Source organism: Acinetobacter bereziniae LMG 1003 = CIP 70.12, from assembly GCF_000368925.1.
GTDB lineage: Bacteria > Pseudomonadota > Gammaproteobacteria > Pseudomonadales > Moraxellaceae > Acinetobacter > Acinetobacter bereziniae.
The window spans coordinates 2,442,603-2,458,858 of record NZ_KB849756.1 but is presented as its reverse complement, the minus strand read 5'-3'; the positions used below and the strand labels follow the sequence as shown (position 1 = coordinate 2,458,858).

Here is a 16,256-nt window from a genome sequence, read left to right as displayed (position 1 = left end):
ATCGGAAAATGCTGAATAATCAAACAAAAGCCATGCTTATTCAAATATTTATAATGTTTTAAAGATGGACTTTTTTAGACAATCTTGCTGTTCTATAACTGTTAGAATGGTCTTATCATATTTTAGTCTTATTGTTCTTATGCGTGCATTATTACAACGAGTGTTAGAAGCCAAAGTCGTGGTTGATGGTCAAGTCACAGGAGAAATCCAAACAGGAATTTTGGTTTTTTTAGGTTTAGGTAAAGAGGATAACTTTGAAAAGGGTCAAAAACTGATTGATAAGATTTTAAAATATCGATTTTTTGATGATGAACAAGGAAAAATGGGCTGGAACGTCAGCCAAGCCAATGGTGGACTTTTGCTGGTTTCGCAATTTACCTTAATGGCACAAACGCAAAAAGGCTTGCGTCCCGACTTTGGACCAGCAATGCCACCCACTGAAGCCAAAGCACTGTATGAACAACTGGTTGCATATGCGCAATCACAATTTGAAAATGTACAAACAGGAATCTTTGCCGCAGATATGAAAGTGCATTTGGTCAATGACGGACCTGTGACCTTCAACCTAGAGGTCGAATAAGCTCACATACACAACACAAAATCACTGTTTAAAATATAAAAAAGCCCGAATGGGCTTTTTTAATGTTTGAAAAACAATTATCGACCTGTCTTTTCCTTTAAGAACTGACGTGCCAATTTGATTTTTTCTTTGACAGGTTTTGGTACTTTCGGTGGGATTAACTTAGCAACTTGGTTAAACCACACCAGCAAACTAAAATCACCTTCCATTTTAATCGTGCCGTTTTGCATACCCGTCATAAATGCAGTTGGATCACCTTTGACCAAAGTTTTCACACCTTGATCACTGTCAGCAAACTGTAAAACGAAATCCGCTTTTTGTTCAGCACCTGAAACTGTATCAATTTGACCGTTATTGACAATAATTTGGCGAGCCACGCCTAAGTCTGTACCAATCTGGATACGGAACTGACGATCATGGGTCAATTCAATAAATTTTGGGCTGGTACGCGCCAATTGTTTCATACGAAGCGCTAAACCCAATACAAGTAAATCCAATGGATCTGTACTTGCATCAACGATTGGTAACTTCACAACTGGAATTGCAGAAAGTTTCATGACATTTAAGCCTGTTGTTTTTTAAATTAGATCCGAATTTGCTCATCCTAGCATAACTTGTCAATTCTTAGACATGGCTTTGAGAACAAAGTATAAACTGAAAAAAGGTATACCATTTTGATATACCTTAAAATGTCTAAATTGATTTTTTTCGTGTAATTAAAGTCACTATTGTTATCTTGGTTTGCATATTGTCATTCTGTTCACTCAATACTTATTCATCTTCATAGACTGGGGTATGTTCAATATATTGACGATTTGCCAGTGCTTTTTGGGCACGGCTGTCTTCACGTAATAACAACGCAATCAATGCAGACATTGCAAGCATGATTGCCGTTAAATAACTATATGCTACCGAAAGATCGAAAATATTCTGTACGCTGTAACGCATTGCTTCTAGAGTGCCCCAGAAGATCATACCCGCAAACATAAACCCTAACCAATGACGATAAGGGGAAAAGAAAACAGTAGCCAACGCTGCAGCAATTAGAGCGAATCCAATCAATGTTGCAAATGTCGCTGATACCATAACAACCTCCGTCAAAATGATGTCTCTCATAAACCGTCTAAGTGGTGTTTCACAACAAGTTCAAGCTTTATAATTTTTCTTTAACCATCTTATAGAAGCTTATGCATTGCATTATGTATGGTTTTTATGAGAAGGAAAGTGCTGTTTTTCGGGTAAACGACACACTTTGTCGCAACATGCATTTGTCATTACATTTTTTAAGAATCCTGTTTTTCTCAAAATCTAATTGCCATCAATCATGCAGTGTCATTACAAAAAAATACATGTTGTTTTTCTATAGAAATAAAAAAATTTAAGTTTTAAAACGAATCTCTTTTTCAAAAAGTATTATTTAGATTTGATGACAGCAAAGTGGTTCATTTTCAAACAAAAATAGCGACATTATGTCGCTATTTTTCATGTTCTGGCAATCTTATTTAAAGCATTTAAGCACGAGTGAGGTCTTTATCATGAACACCCAAGAGGTAAAGTACACCATCTAAACCAACACTTGAAATGGCTTGATTGGCATTTTGACGAACCAAAGGTTTAGCACGGAATGCCACGCCTAAACCAGCGATAGACAGCATCGGCAAGTCATTTGCACCATCACCCACAGCGATCGCCTGCTCTGGTGAAATTCCCATTTTTTCAGCCAATTCAGTCAATAAATATGCTTTGCGTGCACCATCTACAATATGTCCTTTCACTTCACCTGTGACTTGACCATTTTCAACATCAAGGATATTGGCATGAACTTCATCAATACCTAATTTCTCTTGTAGATATTCTGCAAAATATTGAAAACCACCCGATAAAATTGCAGTTTTATAGCCCAAAGACTTCAGGGTAGAAATTAAACGCTCCGCCCCTTCAGTAATGGTTAAACGTGCGGCAATTTTTGGTAAAACCTCAGCATCTAAGCCTTTCAACAAGGCTACACGTGCACGGAAGCTTTGCTGAAAATCCAATTCACCTTGCATGGCAAGTTCGGTGATTTCAGCAACCTTGTCTCCAACACCTGCTTCTTTCGCCAACTCATCAATAACTTCTTGTTCGATTAAAGTTGAGTCCATATCAAAGCAAACTAAACGGCGATTACGTCGGTAAGCATTGTCTTCCTGCACAGCGACATCAATGTTTAATTCAGCCGAAAGACGTAAACATGCTGCACGCATCGCTTGTGCATCTAGCATCTGTCCACTTAAACCAAATTGGACACATGAACGTTTGAGTATATCTTGATGCCCATCACGCTCAGGACGACCTGACAAACGAGTCACTGTTTCAATATTAAATCCCTGACTTGAAACAATATTTGTTACAGCTTGTAAGTGTGCAGCAGTTAATTCAGGTGCCAATGCCGTCACGATATAGCGGGTACGTCCACCTTCGCTTACCCATTGGTCATATTCTGTACCTGAAATTGGTTTAAAACGAACGGTAAGACCAATATCATGTGCTAAAATAAGGATGTCTTTCATTGCTAAAGCTGTTGCAGTCTGGTCGTTTGACGACACTACAATACCTAAAGTCAATTGATTGTGAATGACCGCCTGCCCTACATCTAATATTTGCAAAGAATGTACGGACAACACTTGCATTAATCGAGTAAACTGATTGGGTTGGTCAGGTCCTAAAAATGAAATAAGAATGATTTCTCGCATGAATTGACTCGGGTCTGAGCTACAACAATTGGAAGAATCATAATCGAAATCGAAATTTTTTGCTTTGGAAGTTTACGTTGAATGCGCCAAGACAAGGGCTATTTGCTAGCCTACTTATTGTAAGTTTTGCATTTCATACCTTTTTATTGGTAGTTGCAACAACACATCAGTTAAATGAAAACCGTGCCAGTCAAGGGCAACTGATGACCAGTCAACTGGTCACAGACAGCCTGTCTGAGCTTGAACCTGCGAATACAGTTTCATTGGCACTGTTGGCAAATCGTTATGCGACCAATCCAAGCGTTGCTTCGATTCGAATACTTGATGCTAAAAAACAAGTGCTTGCAACCAGCGGCATGGCAAAAACTCGCCAAGGCGAAGTATTTGTTCGTGATGCATTGCAGAACGAGAAAAAAGTCGGAACGATTGAAATTACGTTAATCAAACCGAGTATTGGTGAAATTTTACGGACCCAATGGCTTGCGATTTTAGTTTCACTTTTGATCCACGCTTTTCTTTGGTTGGCTTATCGCGCAATTGCACGCCCAACGCGTAGTGAATATTTGGCACGTATCAATAATGAGGCGCGCTTAAAACACGAAATTCAACAATTAACAGAAGCTTTGGAGGCTGAAAAAGCCAATCGCACCTTAGCAATTGCTCAGGCACAGCAACAGGCTCAAAACAAAGTTAAACCTGAACCTAAAGTTGCGGTCACTTCTACTGTCGATGATGATCAAGAAATTCTTGCATTGAATATTCAGTATTATGATCCAAAACAATTGATGAATACCGTCAATCAATCTGTATCTGTACCTTATTTTAACTTATGTCAGATTTTCCTGAATAAAAGCATTGAACTTTGTGCACAACATTTCAAACTCAATTCTAAAGATTTCGTCATTCATCAAGCGTTTAATCAACACGGGGCGATCTTGAGTATTGATGCTGAAAAGCCCGATGCTGCACAATCCATACTGATGATTGGTTCAGTGTTCCAATTGCTGTCTGAGGTTCTGTACAAACGTTATCGCGAAGACAAACGCTTCGTTTTACAAACACGCTGTGCCGTGACCACTTCTGTAGAAGCAATGCAGTTGGATGCTAAACATGCAGCAGAACGTTTGGTGAATCATTTAATTGCTAAAGAAATGGCACTGTACTTAAGCAATGATCAACTCAAACATATTGGTGATTGCTATCAATTGGTCGCTTTGCCAAATCCTACCAATGTACTGACACGCCACGCCTTTATGATTAATGGAATGAATAATGAGTGTGCTGAGCTTGCACAAAATATTCGTACAGAAATTTTAAAAGGTAAAAAACAAAGCGTCAGTTCTGAACCTGTTTCAGACCTATAATTCAAATCAGCATAAAAGCGTTCTACCCATAAAGGTAGAGCGCTTTTTTATTTTTACTTGCTTTAATACTCATAAGCTCATCTTATTTTTTTCGAAATAAGCGTTTAATGTTTGTTCAAAATCTGCATAAATCAATTTTCCTTCTCTTTTCATACCCCTATAAGCTTGTGTATAACTATGAGCGGTAAAGGAAGATGATAAGCATAGGCAAAATACGTAAAAACGCGTTAGACTATGTGCCGAATGAATCCAATGAAAATGTCACACGACAGAACAAAAAGGTGAAGGTTGATGCCGCTCAATACCGTTGAAGAGCTTGTAGCAGATATCCGTGCAGGGAAAATGGTTATCCTGATGGATGACGAAGATCGTGAAAATGAAGGCGATTTGGTGATTGCTGCAACACATGTACGTCCTGAAGACATCAACTTTATGATTACACATGCACGTGGTCTAGTGTGCTTGACCTTGAGTCGTGATCGCTGTAAGCAACTGGATTTACCATTGATGGTCGATCACAACGGTGCACAACACAGCACAAACTTCACGCTTTCAATTGAAGCGGCAAACGGTATTACAACAGGTATTTCTGCGGCAGAACGTGCACATACCATTCAGACTGCGGTTGCTGCACATGCCAAACCTTCTGATATTGTACAACCAGGTCATATTTTCCCATTGATGGCTCAACCAGGTGGTGTACTTCACCGTGCTGGGCATACCGAAGCAGGTTGTGACCTATCTCGTTTGGCAGGCTTAGAACCAGCTTCAGTGATCTGCGAAATCATCAATGAAGACGGTACAATGGCACGTCGTCCAGATCTTGAAGTGTTTGCAGAAAAACATGGTTTGAAAATTGGCACGATTGCAGACCTCATCCATTATCGAATGACCAATGAACAAACGGTAGAACGTTTGGATCAGCAAAGCATTGATACTGAATATGGAACATTTGATCTTTACCGTTACCGTGAAATCGGTAACCCAGATATTCATTTGGCTTTGGTGAAAGGTGAACCTAAACAAGGTGTAACCACTGTACGTGTACACGGTTTCAATCCTGCTCGCGACTTACTTAAACTCAATAAAAAAGATGGTGAGCCTGCGTGGAATCTAGATAAAGCACTGAAAACGATTGCCCATAGTGATCGTGGTGTATTGGTCTGGATCGGGCAACGTCATTTATCTGATTTAGGTCCAGCGTTAGAAGCATTGGGCAAACCAAAGCCGACCAAATCAAATGCCGCACTTTCTCAGCAATATCAAACGATTGGTGTAGGTGCTCAGATTCTACGTGATTTGGGCGTAGAAAAAATGAAGTTGCTAAGCTCACCACTCCGTTTCAATGCATTATCAGGATTTAATCTGGAAGTGGTTGAGTATATTACCGCTGAACAAGAGATTGATTCATAATTGTTTCAATTGATCTCTTTGATCTGGGTGATTCCATGAAAGAAAGCATTTGATCAAAGAAATCTGTAAAATAACTTATCTGTAAAATTATCGAGGTTGCTATGGCGATTCGCCGAATTGAAGGTTTATTACATCTCGCGAGCGAAGACCGTTACGCGATTTTAGTTGGTCGTTTTAACAGCTTTGTTGTTGAACATTTATTAGAAGGTGCGATTGATACATTGCATCGTCATGGTGTAAGCGACGATAATATCACTGTCGTTCATGCACCTGGCGCATGGGAACTTCCTGTTGTCGCTAAAAAACTTGCAGCTTCAGGTAAGTTTGATGCAGTGATCGCTCTTGGCGCAGTGATTCGTGGAAGTACTCCACATTTCGACTTCGTTGCAGGTGAATGTGCCAAAGGTTTAGGTGTAGTTGGTTTAGATACTGGTTTACCTGTAATTAATGGTGTATTGACTACGGATAGTATTGAACAGGCGATTGAACGCTCTGGTACAAAAGCAGGTAATAAAGGTGGTGAAGCTGCCCTTACTGCAATTGAAATGGTTAACCTGTTAAAGGCAATTTAAAGCATGTCGCAAACACTCCAAGCTACTTATGCAGCGAAACGTAAAGCACGTCGCTTTGCTGTACAAGGGATTTATGAATGGCAAATGAGCCACAACCCAGTGCATGAAATCGAAGCACGTACACGTGCTGAAAATGCTATGCATAAAGTGGATCTGAGCTATTATCATGAGTTGCTCACTACTGTGATCGCAAACCATGAAGCATTGGATGCTTTACTTATTCCAGTACTTGATCGTGAGATTGATGCATTAGACGGTGTAGAACTTGCTACATTACGTTTAGGCGCATATGAACTCAAAGATCATCTTGAAATTCCATATCGCGTGGTACTGGATGAAGCCATTGAATTGGCAAAACACTTTGGTGGTGCGGACAGTCACAAATACATCAATGGTGTATTAGACCGTTTAGCAACAAGCCTGCGTGAAGCAGAAAAACAACAAGCGAAATAAGTTGTTTTTACATGGCTGAGTTTTCAATTATTGAACGCTATTTCAATCGTCAGCAACAGTCTGATGTTGACTTAGGTGTTGGAGATGACTCAGCCCTGCTCACCCCGCCTTTAAATCACCAACTGGTGATTTGTACAGATACACTTGTCGCAGGACGGCATTTCCCCTTAGATACTTCTGCCCATGCCATTGGTTGGAAATCTGTCGCTGTCAATCTTTCAGACATTGCTGCCATGGGTGCAAAACCGCATAGCATTCTTCTGGCATTGAGCTTAGCCCAAATCGATCATGACTGGCTAAAAGATTTTAGTCAGGGCTTATATGATTGTTGTGATCAATTTGGGGTACGTTTAATTGGTGGTGACACCACACAAAGCCCTCAGCTGACCATCACCGTAACCGCACTTGGCTGGATTGAAACTGGTCAAGCTGTGACGCGTGCGCAAGCACAAGTGGATGATCTGATTGTGGTCAGTGGTTCCATAGGTGATGCCGCATTTGCGCTACAACATTTAGGGCATCCCCTTCAACAACGTCTAGACTACCCAACGCCTCGTTGTGAACTTGGCGCAATGCTCAAAGGTTTAGCGTCAAGCATGATTGATGTTTCAGATGGTTTAGCTCAAGACCTTGGGCACATCTTGGACGCTTCTAAGGTCGGTGCTAAAATTAATTTAAATCAACTCCCGATTAATCCTGCTTTAAGGGATTTAAGTGAAAATCAGCAATGGAAATATGCTTTGGCTGGCGGAGATGACTATGAATTATGCTTTACAATAAGTATGCAAAATTATGATAAACTTTTGCAATTACAACCCAATGTAATCACTACAATTATTGGAAAAGTTACACAACAATGTGGCATTGCATTTGAGAAAGATGGCTTAGACCATTCATTGCAACTTCAAGGGTACCAACACTTTGCATAAACCTCCGATTGTCTTTAAAAATATGACATGGACAGAACGCTTTATTGTGTTCTGTGGTGTAGGCTTTGGTTCTGGTTTAGCACCCAAAGCACCAGGCACTTTCGGCTCTGCTTTTGCCCTATTGTTTATCCCGATTTGGCTTGCAATTGGCTTTTATGGCGCCATATTGGCAATCATCATTATGTCTTTGGTCGGCATCTGGATTTGTGGAAAAACGGCAGACATTATTCATGTGCATGATGATGGTCGAATCGTTTGGGATGAGTTTGCAGGGCAATCTATTACATTTCTTCCCTTGATCTATATTGGACAAATGAATTGGATATGGGTGGTGGTTGGATTTGCATTGTTCCGCTTATTTGATGTTTGGAAACCTTGGCCAATTCGCATTATTGATGAAAAAGTCGATGGCGGTTTTGGCATCATGTTCGACGACATTATTGCAGGGGTCTGGGCAGCAATATGTATCATGATTTATTTATATTTTAAAATGGCTTAAGCCAGATCTGTTAGGTGTGATATGTCTACAACTGTGATCATTCTTGCGGCGGGTAAAGGAACGCGTATGCGCTCACGTTTACCGAAGGTACTTCAACCTTTAGCAGGACGTCCATTACTCGGTCATGTAATTGAAACAGCAAAACAATTACAAGCAAAAAATATTATTACCATTTTTGGGCATGGCGGTGATCTGGTTCAACAGGCATTTGCACAAGAAAACGTTGAATGGGTAGAACAAACTGAGCAATTGGGTACAGGGCATGCCGTTAAAGTGACCTTACCTGTTTTACCTAAAGATGGAATTTCGTTAATCCTTTCTGGTGATGTACCTTGTGTCCAACACAGTACCTTGCAACGTTTAATCGATGTGTCCACGACAACAGGTATTGGCTTAGTTACATTGACGCTTGAAGATTCAACCGGTTATGGACGTATTGTTCGTAAAGATGGAAAAATTCAAGCAATCGTTGAACATAAAGACGCTTCTGAAGAACAACGCCAGATTAAAGAAATTAACACAGGTATTTATTGTGTCAGCAATGCCAAACTGCATGAATGGTTACCTCAACTCAGTAATGACAATGCGCAAGGTGAATACTACCTGACTGACATCGTTGCAATGGCATTGGCTGACGGAATGGAAATTGCCTCAATTCAACCTGAATTGGCATTTGAAGTTGAAGGCGTTAATGATCGTATCCAACTTGCGGCTTTGGAACGTGAATTTCAAAACTATCAGGCCAAACAGTTGATGCAACAAGGTGTGCATTTAATCGATCCATCACGTTTTGACTTACGTGGTCAACTCACAGTGGGTACCGATGTTCGTATTGATATCAATGTGATTATCGAGGGCAATTGTAGCTTTGGTGATGGTGTTGAAATCGGTGCAGGCTGTGTGATTAAAAATACTCAAATCGCTGCAGGCACTAAAGTTCAAGCGTATAGCGTATTTGAAGATGCTGTGGTGGGTTCGAATGTATTGATTGGTCCATTTGCACGCCTTCGTCCAGGCGCTCAACTCGCAGACGAAGTGCATATTGGAAACTTTGTAGAAGTTAAAAACTCCACAGTTGGTCTAGGCTCAAAAGCAAATCATTTTACCTATTTAGGTGATGCTGAAATTGGTGCAGGCTCCAATATTGGTGCAGGTACCATCACCTGTAACTATGATGGTGCCAATAAGCACAAAACAATCATTGGTGATAATGCCTTTATCGGCACCAATAATTCTCTGGTTGCCCCAATCAAGATTGGTCATGGCGCAACCACAGGTGCTGGTTCTGTGATTACCCATGACGTCGCTGACAACAGTCTTGCATTTGAACGTGCAAAACAAATTTCTAAAGAAAATTATCAACGTCCCCAAAAGGTCAAGAAATAAGAGGATATTAATATGTGCGGTATTGTTGGTGGCGTTGCTGAAAGAAGCATTACAAATATTTTAATTGAAGGTCTAAAACGCCTTGAATATCGTGGTTATGATTCTGCTGGTGTTGCCCTTGTTGACCAAGGTCAAATCTTGCGTGAACGTCGTGTTGGTAAAGTTGCCAATTTAGAAGGGGCAATTTCTGAATCAAATATTTTAGGTTCACTGGGTATTGCACACACGCGTTGGGCAACTCACGGTAAACCTACTGAAAATAATGCCCATCCACATATTTCTGGGCATGTGGCTGTTGTACATAATGGTATTATTGAAAATTACCAAGAACTCAAAGATGATCTTGAAGCGCTTGGTTATATATTCACTTCACAAACAGATACTGAAGTTGTTGCACATTTAATTTCTGAAGCACTCAAATCAACGCCAAGTTTACTGAAAGCAGTTGAAGAGGTTGTTCCTCAACTGAAAGGTGCTTATGCATTGGGTATCGTACATACTGATTTTCCTGATGAATTGATCGCTGTGCGTGAAGGTTCACCTTTAGTCATCGGTGTAGGTATTGGCGAAAACTTTATCAGTTCTGATCAATTGGCGCTTTTACCTGTCACCAATCGTTTTATTTATCTTGAAGAAGGTGATATTGCACGTTTAACCCGTGAAACCATTGAGGTTTTTGTTAAAGATCAATTGGTTAAGCGTCCTGTTAAGGAGTTAGATGCCGCAGTAAGCAATGCATCAAAAGGTGAATACAAGCATTATATGCTCAAAGAAATCTATGAGCAGCCTGAAGCAATTCAGCAAACCATTTCTCAAGCCTTAAACGGCAATGCATTGCGTGAAGACTTTTTACAAAATGCTGAATTAGATTTCAAAAATGTCCAACAAATTCAAATTCTTGCTTGTGGTACCAGCTATCATGCAGGGATGATTGCAAAATATTGGTTTGAACAACTGATCGATTTGCCATGCCAAGTTGAAATTGCCAGCGAATTCCGTTATCGCTCGCCAGTGATTGTAGCAAATACCCTGTATATCTGTATTTCTCAATCAGGTGAAACAGCGGATACTTTAGCCGCCTTGCGTGACACCCAAAAACGCGCGCAGGCAAAAGGCTTAAATATTTGCACCATGACCATTTGTAATGTTGCAACATCGTCAATGGTTCGTGAAACCAACCATCATCTTTTAACCCTTGCTGGCCCTGAAATTGGTGTTGCTTCTACCAAAGCATTTACCACTCAGCTTGCCGCTTTGATGTTGTTAGCGCTAAAACTCGGTCAAGTTAAACAAAGTATCAGTGCAGAATCTATTGAACAAATTACCTCTGCGTTATGGCATATTCCAAAGGTTATTCTTGATACCTTACAAAATGATGCGGAAATTTTACGTTTATCAGACCTGTTCAAAGAGAAACAACACTGTTTATTCTTGGGTCGCGGTACAGAATTCCCGATCGCTTTGGAAGGTGCTTTAAAGCTTAAAGAAATTTCATATATCCATGCTGAAGGTTATGCTGCTGGCGAATTGAAACATGGTCCATTGGCTTTGGTTGACAATGATATGCCTGTGGTTATTCTTGCACCGAATGATGATATGTTGGATAAACTCAAATCCAACATGGAAGAAGTTCAAGCGCGTGGCGGTGAATTATTTGTGTTTGCCGATGAGAACAGTGGAATCGTCAATAAAGACCGCCAACATGTTGTTAATGTACCTGCAGTCAACGGATGGTTAGCGCCGATTGTTTACAGTGTGCCAGTACAGTTGTTGTCTTATCATGTTGCTGTTTTACGTGGTACAGATGTAGATCAACCACGTAATTTGGCTAAATCAGTCACTGTTGAATAATTCATATTTTAGATATTGAGTATATGTATCTGATTGATAAAATCTAATATATACCCATAGTAAAAGATCCACACAATTCATGCATGAAAATGGCATGGATGTGTGGATTTTTTTATATAAGCCTGTATAGAAGTACATCAGACTTTAAATATTTTGATCAATAATAAAATAGAGCAGTTAACATAAACACATTTGACAAAACAAACATATGAACATATATTCATATGTAAGCAATCTAATAATGTAGAGGTCCTTATGGGACATAATCACAATCATATCCATAACAGCCATAGCGATCATGACCATGCGCCTGAAGCGAATGGTGGAAATGAGAAAAAAATTCTAATTTCATTTTTCATTATTTTTAGTTTCATGCTCGTCGAAGCTGCTGGAGGAATCATATCTGGTTCACTGGCACTTCTTGCGGATGCAGGACATATGATGACAGATGCACTTGCTTTAGGCTTAGCTTACGCAGCCTTTCGCTTTGGTCGCCGCACCGCAGATAAATCCCGTACTTTTGGTTATATGCGATTCGAAGTGATTGCAGGGTTAATCAATTCTCTAACTTTGTTTGGGATTGTGGGTTGGATCGTTTATGAAGCTGTTGTACGCTTTCAATCACCTCAACCCGTTCTTGCGGGACCCATGTTCATTGTGGCTATTATCGGAATGTTGGTAAATATCTTTGTATTATGGTATCTGACACGTAATGACACAGATCATGTGAATGTTAAGGGTGCAGTTCTTCATGTGATGGGTGATTTATTGGGTTCTGTTGCTGCAATTATCGCGGCGATTGTGATCTGGTACACAGGTTGGACCCCGATTGATCCTATTTTGTCTGTTCTTGTCTCATTACTGGTATTACGTAGCGCATGGGCATTGTTTAAACAAACAATTCATATCCTATTAGAAGGTGCTCCTGCAAATGCCAGTACTACAGATATCACCACGCACTTATTAAAATCTGTTCAAGGCATTCAGAAAATTAGCCATATTCATGTATGGATGATCACGTCTGGAAGAGCAATGGCAACATTACACGTCCAACCTGAAGCGGGTGTAGATATCAAGATCCTCACCGAACAAATTGAACATGAATTAAAAACCAAATTTGATATTGAACATCCCACTGTTGCCATTGATTGGCAAGGCGATAGCTCATGTAGCCTTGAAAAGCCTGTCAAAATTGATCCTCATGCTGGGCATAGTCACTAAGTTCTGCATCAATCAACCACACAACGCCACAAGGGAATTACATTAACCATGTGGCGTTAACGTTCAAACTTAGGATCTATGTTTTGAAGCGTCTTTGTTTATTCTTCGTGTTTAAATCCAACTCAAAAATATGAATAAAAATAAAGATTCAAATCAAAAAAACTAGCATAACATAGTCAATCAATTCAAAAATCACACAGCAAATATGAAATTTAGACCAATAAAATCAATATGATACATGTTATTTGACGGTATAAAGCTTGCAATACTACCCTATGCTTCTAAAGTTTGAATCGATTTGTGTAGCCGATGTTTTACTTTTTAGAGATGAAAAGATAAAAATAATCTTTCGTACCTTTTCATTTATATTAAGTTAATCATATTGATTGGTATAATTTTCTAAAAACTAGAATACCAACATTAACCACACTGCTCTTCTGCAATATGTTTTGCCATATCAGACAAAACATGACTCACATGTGTATCTGCAATTTCATACAAGACTTGCTTCGCCTGACGTTCACTTTTAACCAATCGTGCAGAACGTAATAAACGTAAATGGTGGCTGACCAAGGATTGAGACAAGTCCAGTGCCTCACAAATATCACCTACAGGGCGAGGTCCACGCATACAGAACATAAGAATTCTCAGACGTGACGCATCACCTAAAAGCCGAAAAGTTTCAGCCAAAATAATAATGTCGTCCTGTGATATTTCTGTTGGACCTTCTTTAACACTCATATTTCTGTCATTGTTCATCATTGATCGTCATCAAAGATTCTACCCTTGCGCTCCTCATCAGAACAAGACTGAATCTCTAGAAAAGTATCTTGATAAATGTTCTCTCTACACAATATTTATCAAGATTGATTTAATTGAAGTTTAAGCTGCTTTCCACAAGCAATAATGGTTTTCCGATCAGCATCAATTGCCCCATGCGCAATGGCGATGACCCGCATTTGCAGAGTAATATCATAATGAGGATAAGATGCAGAACGATGAAATAAACGCGAATCTATGCCTAACATGTTTGCAAAATGGTGTAATTCCTCTAGTGTATCTGCCATGAGATGACACCATTCTTTGCCTTTAAACGGTACTTTTGCACGATCCACATAAACGCTCATAGCAACATTCATTTCCCATATTTCAGATTGATTATCACATGAAAATCATCAATGATTGAACATCGCATCAAATCATAATAAGCCATCATTTTAAGATAAAACATCATGAAAATTTACCAAGCCACGATGCTCCATGCAAATCAACTTTATGCACTAGGCAACACAACATATCGCCAACATTTTAGTGATATTTGGACAGAACAAGGATTACAAAATTTTCTCAACCAAGATTTTAGTCTTGAAAACTTATCGAAATCTCTAGCGGACCCGCAACAAATTTGGATATTGGCTGAAAATGAGCATGCTCAACTGATCGGCTACGCCAAACTCAACCTTAATCAATACCAGCCCAATTTAGCGCGTATGGGTGCTGAATTACAGAAAATTTATTTACTCAAAGATGTCATTGGAAAACATATAGCCGCACATTTAATGCAATATATGATTGAGATTGCAAATCAACATCATCAAGCCTATATCTTCTTAGAAGTGTTAAAAACCAATGCGCGTGCAAAAAAATTCTATCAAAAATTTGCCTTTACAGAACAATTAAGTCTCGACTTTAAAACTGATTTATATGATATTGGCATGGATTTAATGCAGCTCGAATTAAACTCAAGATGACCCCAAAATACCTGATCAGTGCATGTCTTGTCGGTGAAAATGTCCGTTATGATGCTCAAAACTGTTTACACGATAAACTTAAACAGTTGCTCGACAATCAACAAGCTGTTGTGATTTGCCCTGAAGTTTCAGGTGGTTTAAGTACACCTCGACCATCTGCTGAAATTGTGGGTGGTGATGGTTATGCTGTTTTATTGGGGCAAGCTAAAGTACAAGATGCCAATGGTGACGATGTTTCTTCAGCATTTATTCAGGGTGCAGAAAAAACACTTAAACTTGCACAACAACATCAAGTTACACACATTGTTTTAAAAGCCAATAGCCCTTCTTGCGGTTCAAATATGATTTATGATGGTTCATTCTCTGGGCAAAAAGTGCAAGGCAAAGGTGTCACGACTGCCCTCTTGGAACAACATGGATTTGTTGTACTGACTGAAGATGAGTTTTTAAAACAACTCGATAGTGAATAAATCACTGTAAATAAAAAAACTAAAATTCAGCGCTCTAAATGAGCGCTAAAGTTGTACGGTATTAGGGTTTATTTTCCGACATTTTATCCGCTTTCGCTGCCCAGTATGTGGCTAAGATTGGACCCGAAATATTATGCCATAAACTGAAAATTGCGCTGGGAACAGCAGTCACAGGAGACGCAGCAAAATGAAGCGCAGCCAAGGTTACCCCTAAGCCTGAGTTTTGCATACCCACCTCAATCGCTACAGCTTTGGAATCTGGGTAAGACAAATTGAATAAACGACTTGCCCAATAGCCCAGTAAAAAACCTAGTCCGTTATGTAGAATAACCACACCAAGAATCAGCAAACCTGATTGCAAAATAGATGCCTTACTGGCAGCAATAATTGCTGCGACGATGACGACAATCGCAATTACAGAGACCAATGGCATCACTTGGATATACTGTTCAGTCTTTTGTTTGAACACACTTCTTAAGATCACACCCAAGATGATGGGGAAAATCACCACTTTAAGAATATCTATAAACATTGAACCTGCATCAATCGGAATCCATTGGCTTGCCAAAACATAGAAAATAGCAGGTGTTAAAATAGGCGCTAAAAATGTTGAAACAGAAGTACATGTGACAGATAAAGCGGTATTGCCTTTTGCCATATAAGTAATCACATTGGAAGCAGTCCCTCCTGGGCAACATCCAACGAGGATTACCCCTACAGCGATTTCCGGCGGTAAATTAAAAATCTTACAGAGAAAGAATGCTACGCTTGGCATCACCACAAAATGAGCCACCACACCGATCACCACTGCTTTTGGATTGGACAATACATTTTTAAACTCATCGACTGTCATGGTCATTCCCATCCCTAGCATAATGATGCCAAGAACCCATGGAATATAAGCTTTCATCCATACAAATGCATCGGGAAAGCATAATGCGATGAATGCAAATACAACGACCCAAAGTGCAAAAGTTTTTTGCACAAACTGACTAAAGCGTAAAATTGCTGACATTGTCCCTACCCAAATAGGTT

At 39.6% G+C, this 16,256-nt stretch carries 18 protein-coding genes; 12 read left to right on the top strand and 6 right to left on the bottom strand.

Translation table 11 applies throughout. The features are described from left to right. Window positions 1-139 precede the first annotated feature (139 nt). Window positions 140-580, top strand: coding sequence for a D-aminoacyl-tRNA deacylase (gene dtd / locus F938_RS21250; protein WP_004825949.1), 441 nt, complete (start codon window positions 140-142; stop codon window positions 578-580). A 77-nt stretch (window positions 581-657) separates the two neighbouring features. On the opposite strand, the gene F938_RS21245 is transcribed toward dtd, so the two are convergent. The 3 genes from F938_RS21245 to serB all read right to left on the bottom strand — a co-directional run bounded on the left by F938_RS21245 (window position 658) and on the right by serB (window position 3,312). Beyond that, complete coding sequence (locus F938_RS21245) at window positions 658-1,137, bottom strand: SCP2 sterol-binding domain-containing protein (protein ID WP_004825947.1); 480 nt, start codon at window positions 1,135-1,137, stop codon at window positions 658-660. A gap of 214 nt (window positions 1,138-1,351) precedes the next feature. Continuing rightward, on the bottom strand, window positions 1,352-1,666 hold the full coding sequence (gene aciT, locus F938_RS21240; RefSeq protein WP_004825944.1) for a ciprofloxacin tolerance protein AciT: 315 nt from the start codon (window positions 1,664-1,666) through the stop codon (window positions 1,352-1,354). A gap of 425 nt (window positions 1,667-2,091) precedes the next feature. Beyond that, entirely contained in the window at window positions 2,092-3,312 is a 1,221-nt protein-coding gene (gene serB / locus F938_RS21235; protein ID WP_005035050.1) for a phosphoserine phosphatase SerB, read from the bottom strand. A 59-nt stretch (window positions 3,313-3,371) separates the two neighbouring features. Between serB and F938_RS21230 the strand changes: the two genes are divergently transcribed. From F938_RS21230 to F938_RS21190, 9 genes are all read left to right on the top strand, one after another. After that, window positions 3,372-4,676 (top strand): hypothetical protein, encoded by a 1,305-nt coding sequence (locus tag F938_RS21230; protein ID WP_094195001.1) that lies wholly within the window; start codon window positions 3,372-3,374, stop codon window positions 4,674-4,676. Window positions 4,677-4,967: 291 nt separating this feature from the next. Continuing rightward, complete coding sequence (gene ribBA, locus F938_RS21225) at window positions 4,968-6,089, top strand: bifunctional 3,4-dihydroxy-2-butanone-4-phosphate synthase/GTP cyclohydrolase II (RefSeq protein WP_004825939.1); 1,122 nt, start codon at window positions 4,968-4,970, stop codon at window positions 6,087-6,089. 101 nt (window positions 6,090-6,190) lie between these two features. Continuing rightward, window positions 6,191-6,661 carry a 6,7-dimethyl-8-ribityllumazine synthase gene (gene ribH, locus F938_RS21220; protein ID WP_004718750.1) on the top strand — a complete coding sequence of 157 codons (471 nt, stop codon included), beginning with the start codon at window positions 6,191-6,193 and terminating at the stop codon, window positions 6,659-6,661. A 3-nt stretch (window positions 6,662-6,664) separates the two neighbouring features. Beyond that, window positions 6,665-7,114: a transcription antitermination factor NusB gene (gene nusB / locus F938_RS21215; protein ID WP_004825937.1), complete on the top strand. Its 450-nt coding sequence runs from the start codon at window positions 6,665-6,667 to the stop codon at window positions 7,112-7,114. Between the two features lie 11 nt (window positions 7,115-7,125). Continuing rightward, on the top strand, window positions 7,126-8,043 hold the full coding sequence (gene thiL / locus F938_RS21210) for a thiamine-phosphate kinase (protein ID WP_005035044.1): 918 nt from the start codon (window positions 7,126-7,128) through the stop codon (window positions 8,041-8,043). Window positions 8,044-8,065: 22 nt separating this feature from the next. Then, the gene (locus tag F938_RS21205; RefSeq protein WP_009585439.1) at window positions 8,066-8,542 is read left to right on the top strand and encodes a phosphatidylglycerophosphatase A family protein; all 477 of its coding nucleotides are present in this window, start codon (window positions 8,066-8,068) and stop codon (window positions 8,540-8,542) included. Between the two features lie 21 nt (window positions 8,543-8,563). Next, the gene (gene glmU, locus F938_RS21200) at window positions 8,564-9,928 is read left to right on the top strand and encodes a bifunctional UDP-N-acetylglucosamine diphosphorylase/glucosamine-1-phosphate N-acetyltransferase GlmU (protein WP_005035042.1); all 1,365 of its coding nucleotides are present in this window, start codon (window positions 8,564-8,566) and stop codon (window positions 9,926-9,928) included. Window positions 9,929-9,940: 12 nt separating this feature from the next. Then, window positions 9,941-11,779 carry a glutamine--fructose-6-phosphate transaminase (isomerizing) gene (glmS, locus tag F938_RS21195; RefSeq protein WP_005035040.1) on the top strand — a complete coding sequence of 613 codons (1,839 nt, stop codon included), beginning with the start codon at window positions 9,941-9,943 and terminating at the stop codon, window positions 11,777-11,779. A gap of 255 nt (window positions 11,780-12,034) precedes the next feature. Then, the gene (locus F938_RS21190) at window positions 12,035-13,000 is read left to right on the top strand and encodes a cation diffusion facilitator family transporter (protein ID WP_005035037.1); all 966 of its coding nucleotides are present in this window, start codon (window positions 12,035-12,037) and stop codon (window positions 12,998-13,000) included. Between the two features lie 420 nt (window positions 13,001-13,420). Here the strand turns inward: F938_RS21190 and F938_RS21185 are convergent, their stop codons facing one another. Next, on the bottom strand, window positions 13,421-13,741 hold the full coding sequence (locus tag F938_RS21185; RefSeq protein ID WP_005035035.1) for an ArsR/SmtB family transcription factor: 321 nt from the start codon (window positions 13,739-13,741) through the stop codon (window positions 13,421-13,423). A 119-nt stretch (window positions 13,742-13,860) separates the two neighbouring features. Continuing rightward, the gene (locus F938_RS21180) at window positions 13,861-14,127 is read right to left on the bottom strand and encodes a DUF4031 domain-containing protein (protein WP_026040265.1); all 267 of its coding nucleotides are present in this window, start codon (window positions 14,125-14,127) and stop codon (window positions 13,861-13,863) included. Between the two features lie 105 nt (window positions 14,128-14,232). Here F938_RS21180 and F938_RS21175 point away from each other — a divergent pair, with 105 nt between their 5' ends. After that, a complete protein-coding gene (locus tag F938_RS21175; RefSeq protein WP_005035033.1) occupies window positions 14,233-14,751 on the top strand; it encodes a GNAT family N-acetyltransferase in 519 nt (172 codons plus the stop codon). Then, window positions 14,748-15,221: a 2-thiouracil desulfurase family protein gene (locus F938_RS21170; protein WP_005035030.1), complete on the top strand. Its 474-nt coding sequence runs from the start codon at window positions 14,748-14,750 to the stop codon at window positions 15,219-15,221. Before F938_RS21175 ends, F938_RS21170 begins: the two co-directional genes overlap by 4 nt. Window positions 15,222-15,282: 61 nt before the next feature. Here F938_RS21170 and F938_RS21165 read toward each other — a convergent pair whose 3' ends face one another. Then, on the bottom strand, window positions 15,283-16,236 hold the full coding sequence (locus F938_RS21165) for a bile acid:sodium symporter family protein (protein WP_005035029.1): 954 nt from the start codon (window positions 16,234-16,236) through the stop codon (window positions 15,283-15,285). Window positions 16,237-16,256 lie beyond the last annotated feature (20 nt).

Excerpts from the sequence above, each read along its gene's own strand:
- dtd (WP_004825949.1), top strand. The coding sequence starts at position 140 with ATGCGTGCATTATTACAACGAGTGTTAGAAGCCAAAGTCGTGGTTGAT.
- F938_RS21245 (WP_004825947.1), bottom strand. The coding sequence starts at position 1,137 with ATGAAACTTTCTGCAATTCCAGTTGTGAAGTTACCAATCGTTGATGCA.
- aciT (WP_004825944.1), bottom strand. The coding sequence starts at position 1,666 with ATGGTATCAGCGACATTTGCAACATTGATTGGATTCGCTCTAATTGCT.
- serB (WP_005035050.1), bottom strand. The coding sequence starts at position 3,312 with ATGCGAGAAATCATTCTTATTTCATTTTTAGGACCTGACCAACCCAAT.
- ribBA (WP_004825939.1), top strand. The coding sequence starts at position 4,968 with ATGCCGCTCAATACCGTTGAAGAGCTTGTAGCAGATATCCGTGCAGGG.
- ribH (WP_004718750.1), top strand. The coding sequence starts at position 6,191 with ATGGCGATTCGCCGAATTGAAGGTTTATTACATCTCGCGAGCGAAGAC.
- nusB (WP_004825937.1), top strand. The coding sequence starts at position 6,665 with ATGTCGCAAACACTCCAAGCTACTTATGCAGCGAAACGTAAAGCACGT.
- thiL (WP_005035044.1), top strand. The coding sequence starts at position 7,126 with ATGGCTGAGTTTTCAATTATTGAACGCTATTTCAATCGTCAGCAACAG.
- F938_RS21205 (WP_009585439.1), top strand. The coding sequence starts at position 8,066 with ATGACATGGACAGAACGCTTTATTGTGTTCTGTGGTGTAGGCTTTGGT.
- glmU (WP_005035042.1), top strand. The coding sequence starts at position 8,564 with ATGTCTACAACTGTGATCATTCTTGCGGCGGGTAAAGGAACGCGTATG.
- glmS (WP_005035040.1), top strand. The coding sequence starts at position 9,941 with ATGTGCGGTATTGTTGGTGGCGTTGCTGAAAGAAGCATTACAAATATT.
- F938_RS21190 (WP_005035037.1), top strand. The coding sequence starts at position 12,035 with ATGGGACATAATCACAATCATATCCATAACAGCCATAGCGATCATGAC.
- F938_RS21185 (WP_005035035.1), bottom strand. The coding sequence starts at position 13,741 with ATGAGTGTTAAAGAAGGTCCAACAGAAATATCACAGGACGACATTATT.
- F938_RS21180 (WP_026040265.1), bottom strand. The coding sequence starts at position 14,127 with ATGAGCGTTTATGTGGATCGTGCAAAAGTACCGTTTAAAGGCAAAGAA.
- F938_RS21175 (WP_005035033.1), top strand. The coding sequence starts at position 14,233 with ATGAAAATTTACCAAGCCACGATGCTCCATGCAAATCAACTTTATGCA.
- F938_RS21170 (WP_005035030.1), top strand. The coding sequence starts at position 14,748 with ATGACCCCAAAATACCTGATCAGTGCATGTCTTGTCGGTGAAAATGTC.
- F938_RS21165 (WP_005035029.1), bottom strand. The coding sequence starts at position 16,236 with ATGTCAGCAATTTTACGCTTTAGTCAGTTTGTGCAAAAAACTTTTGCA.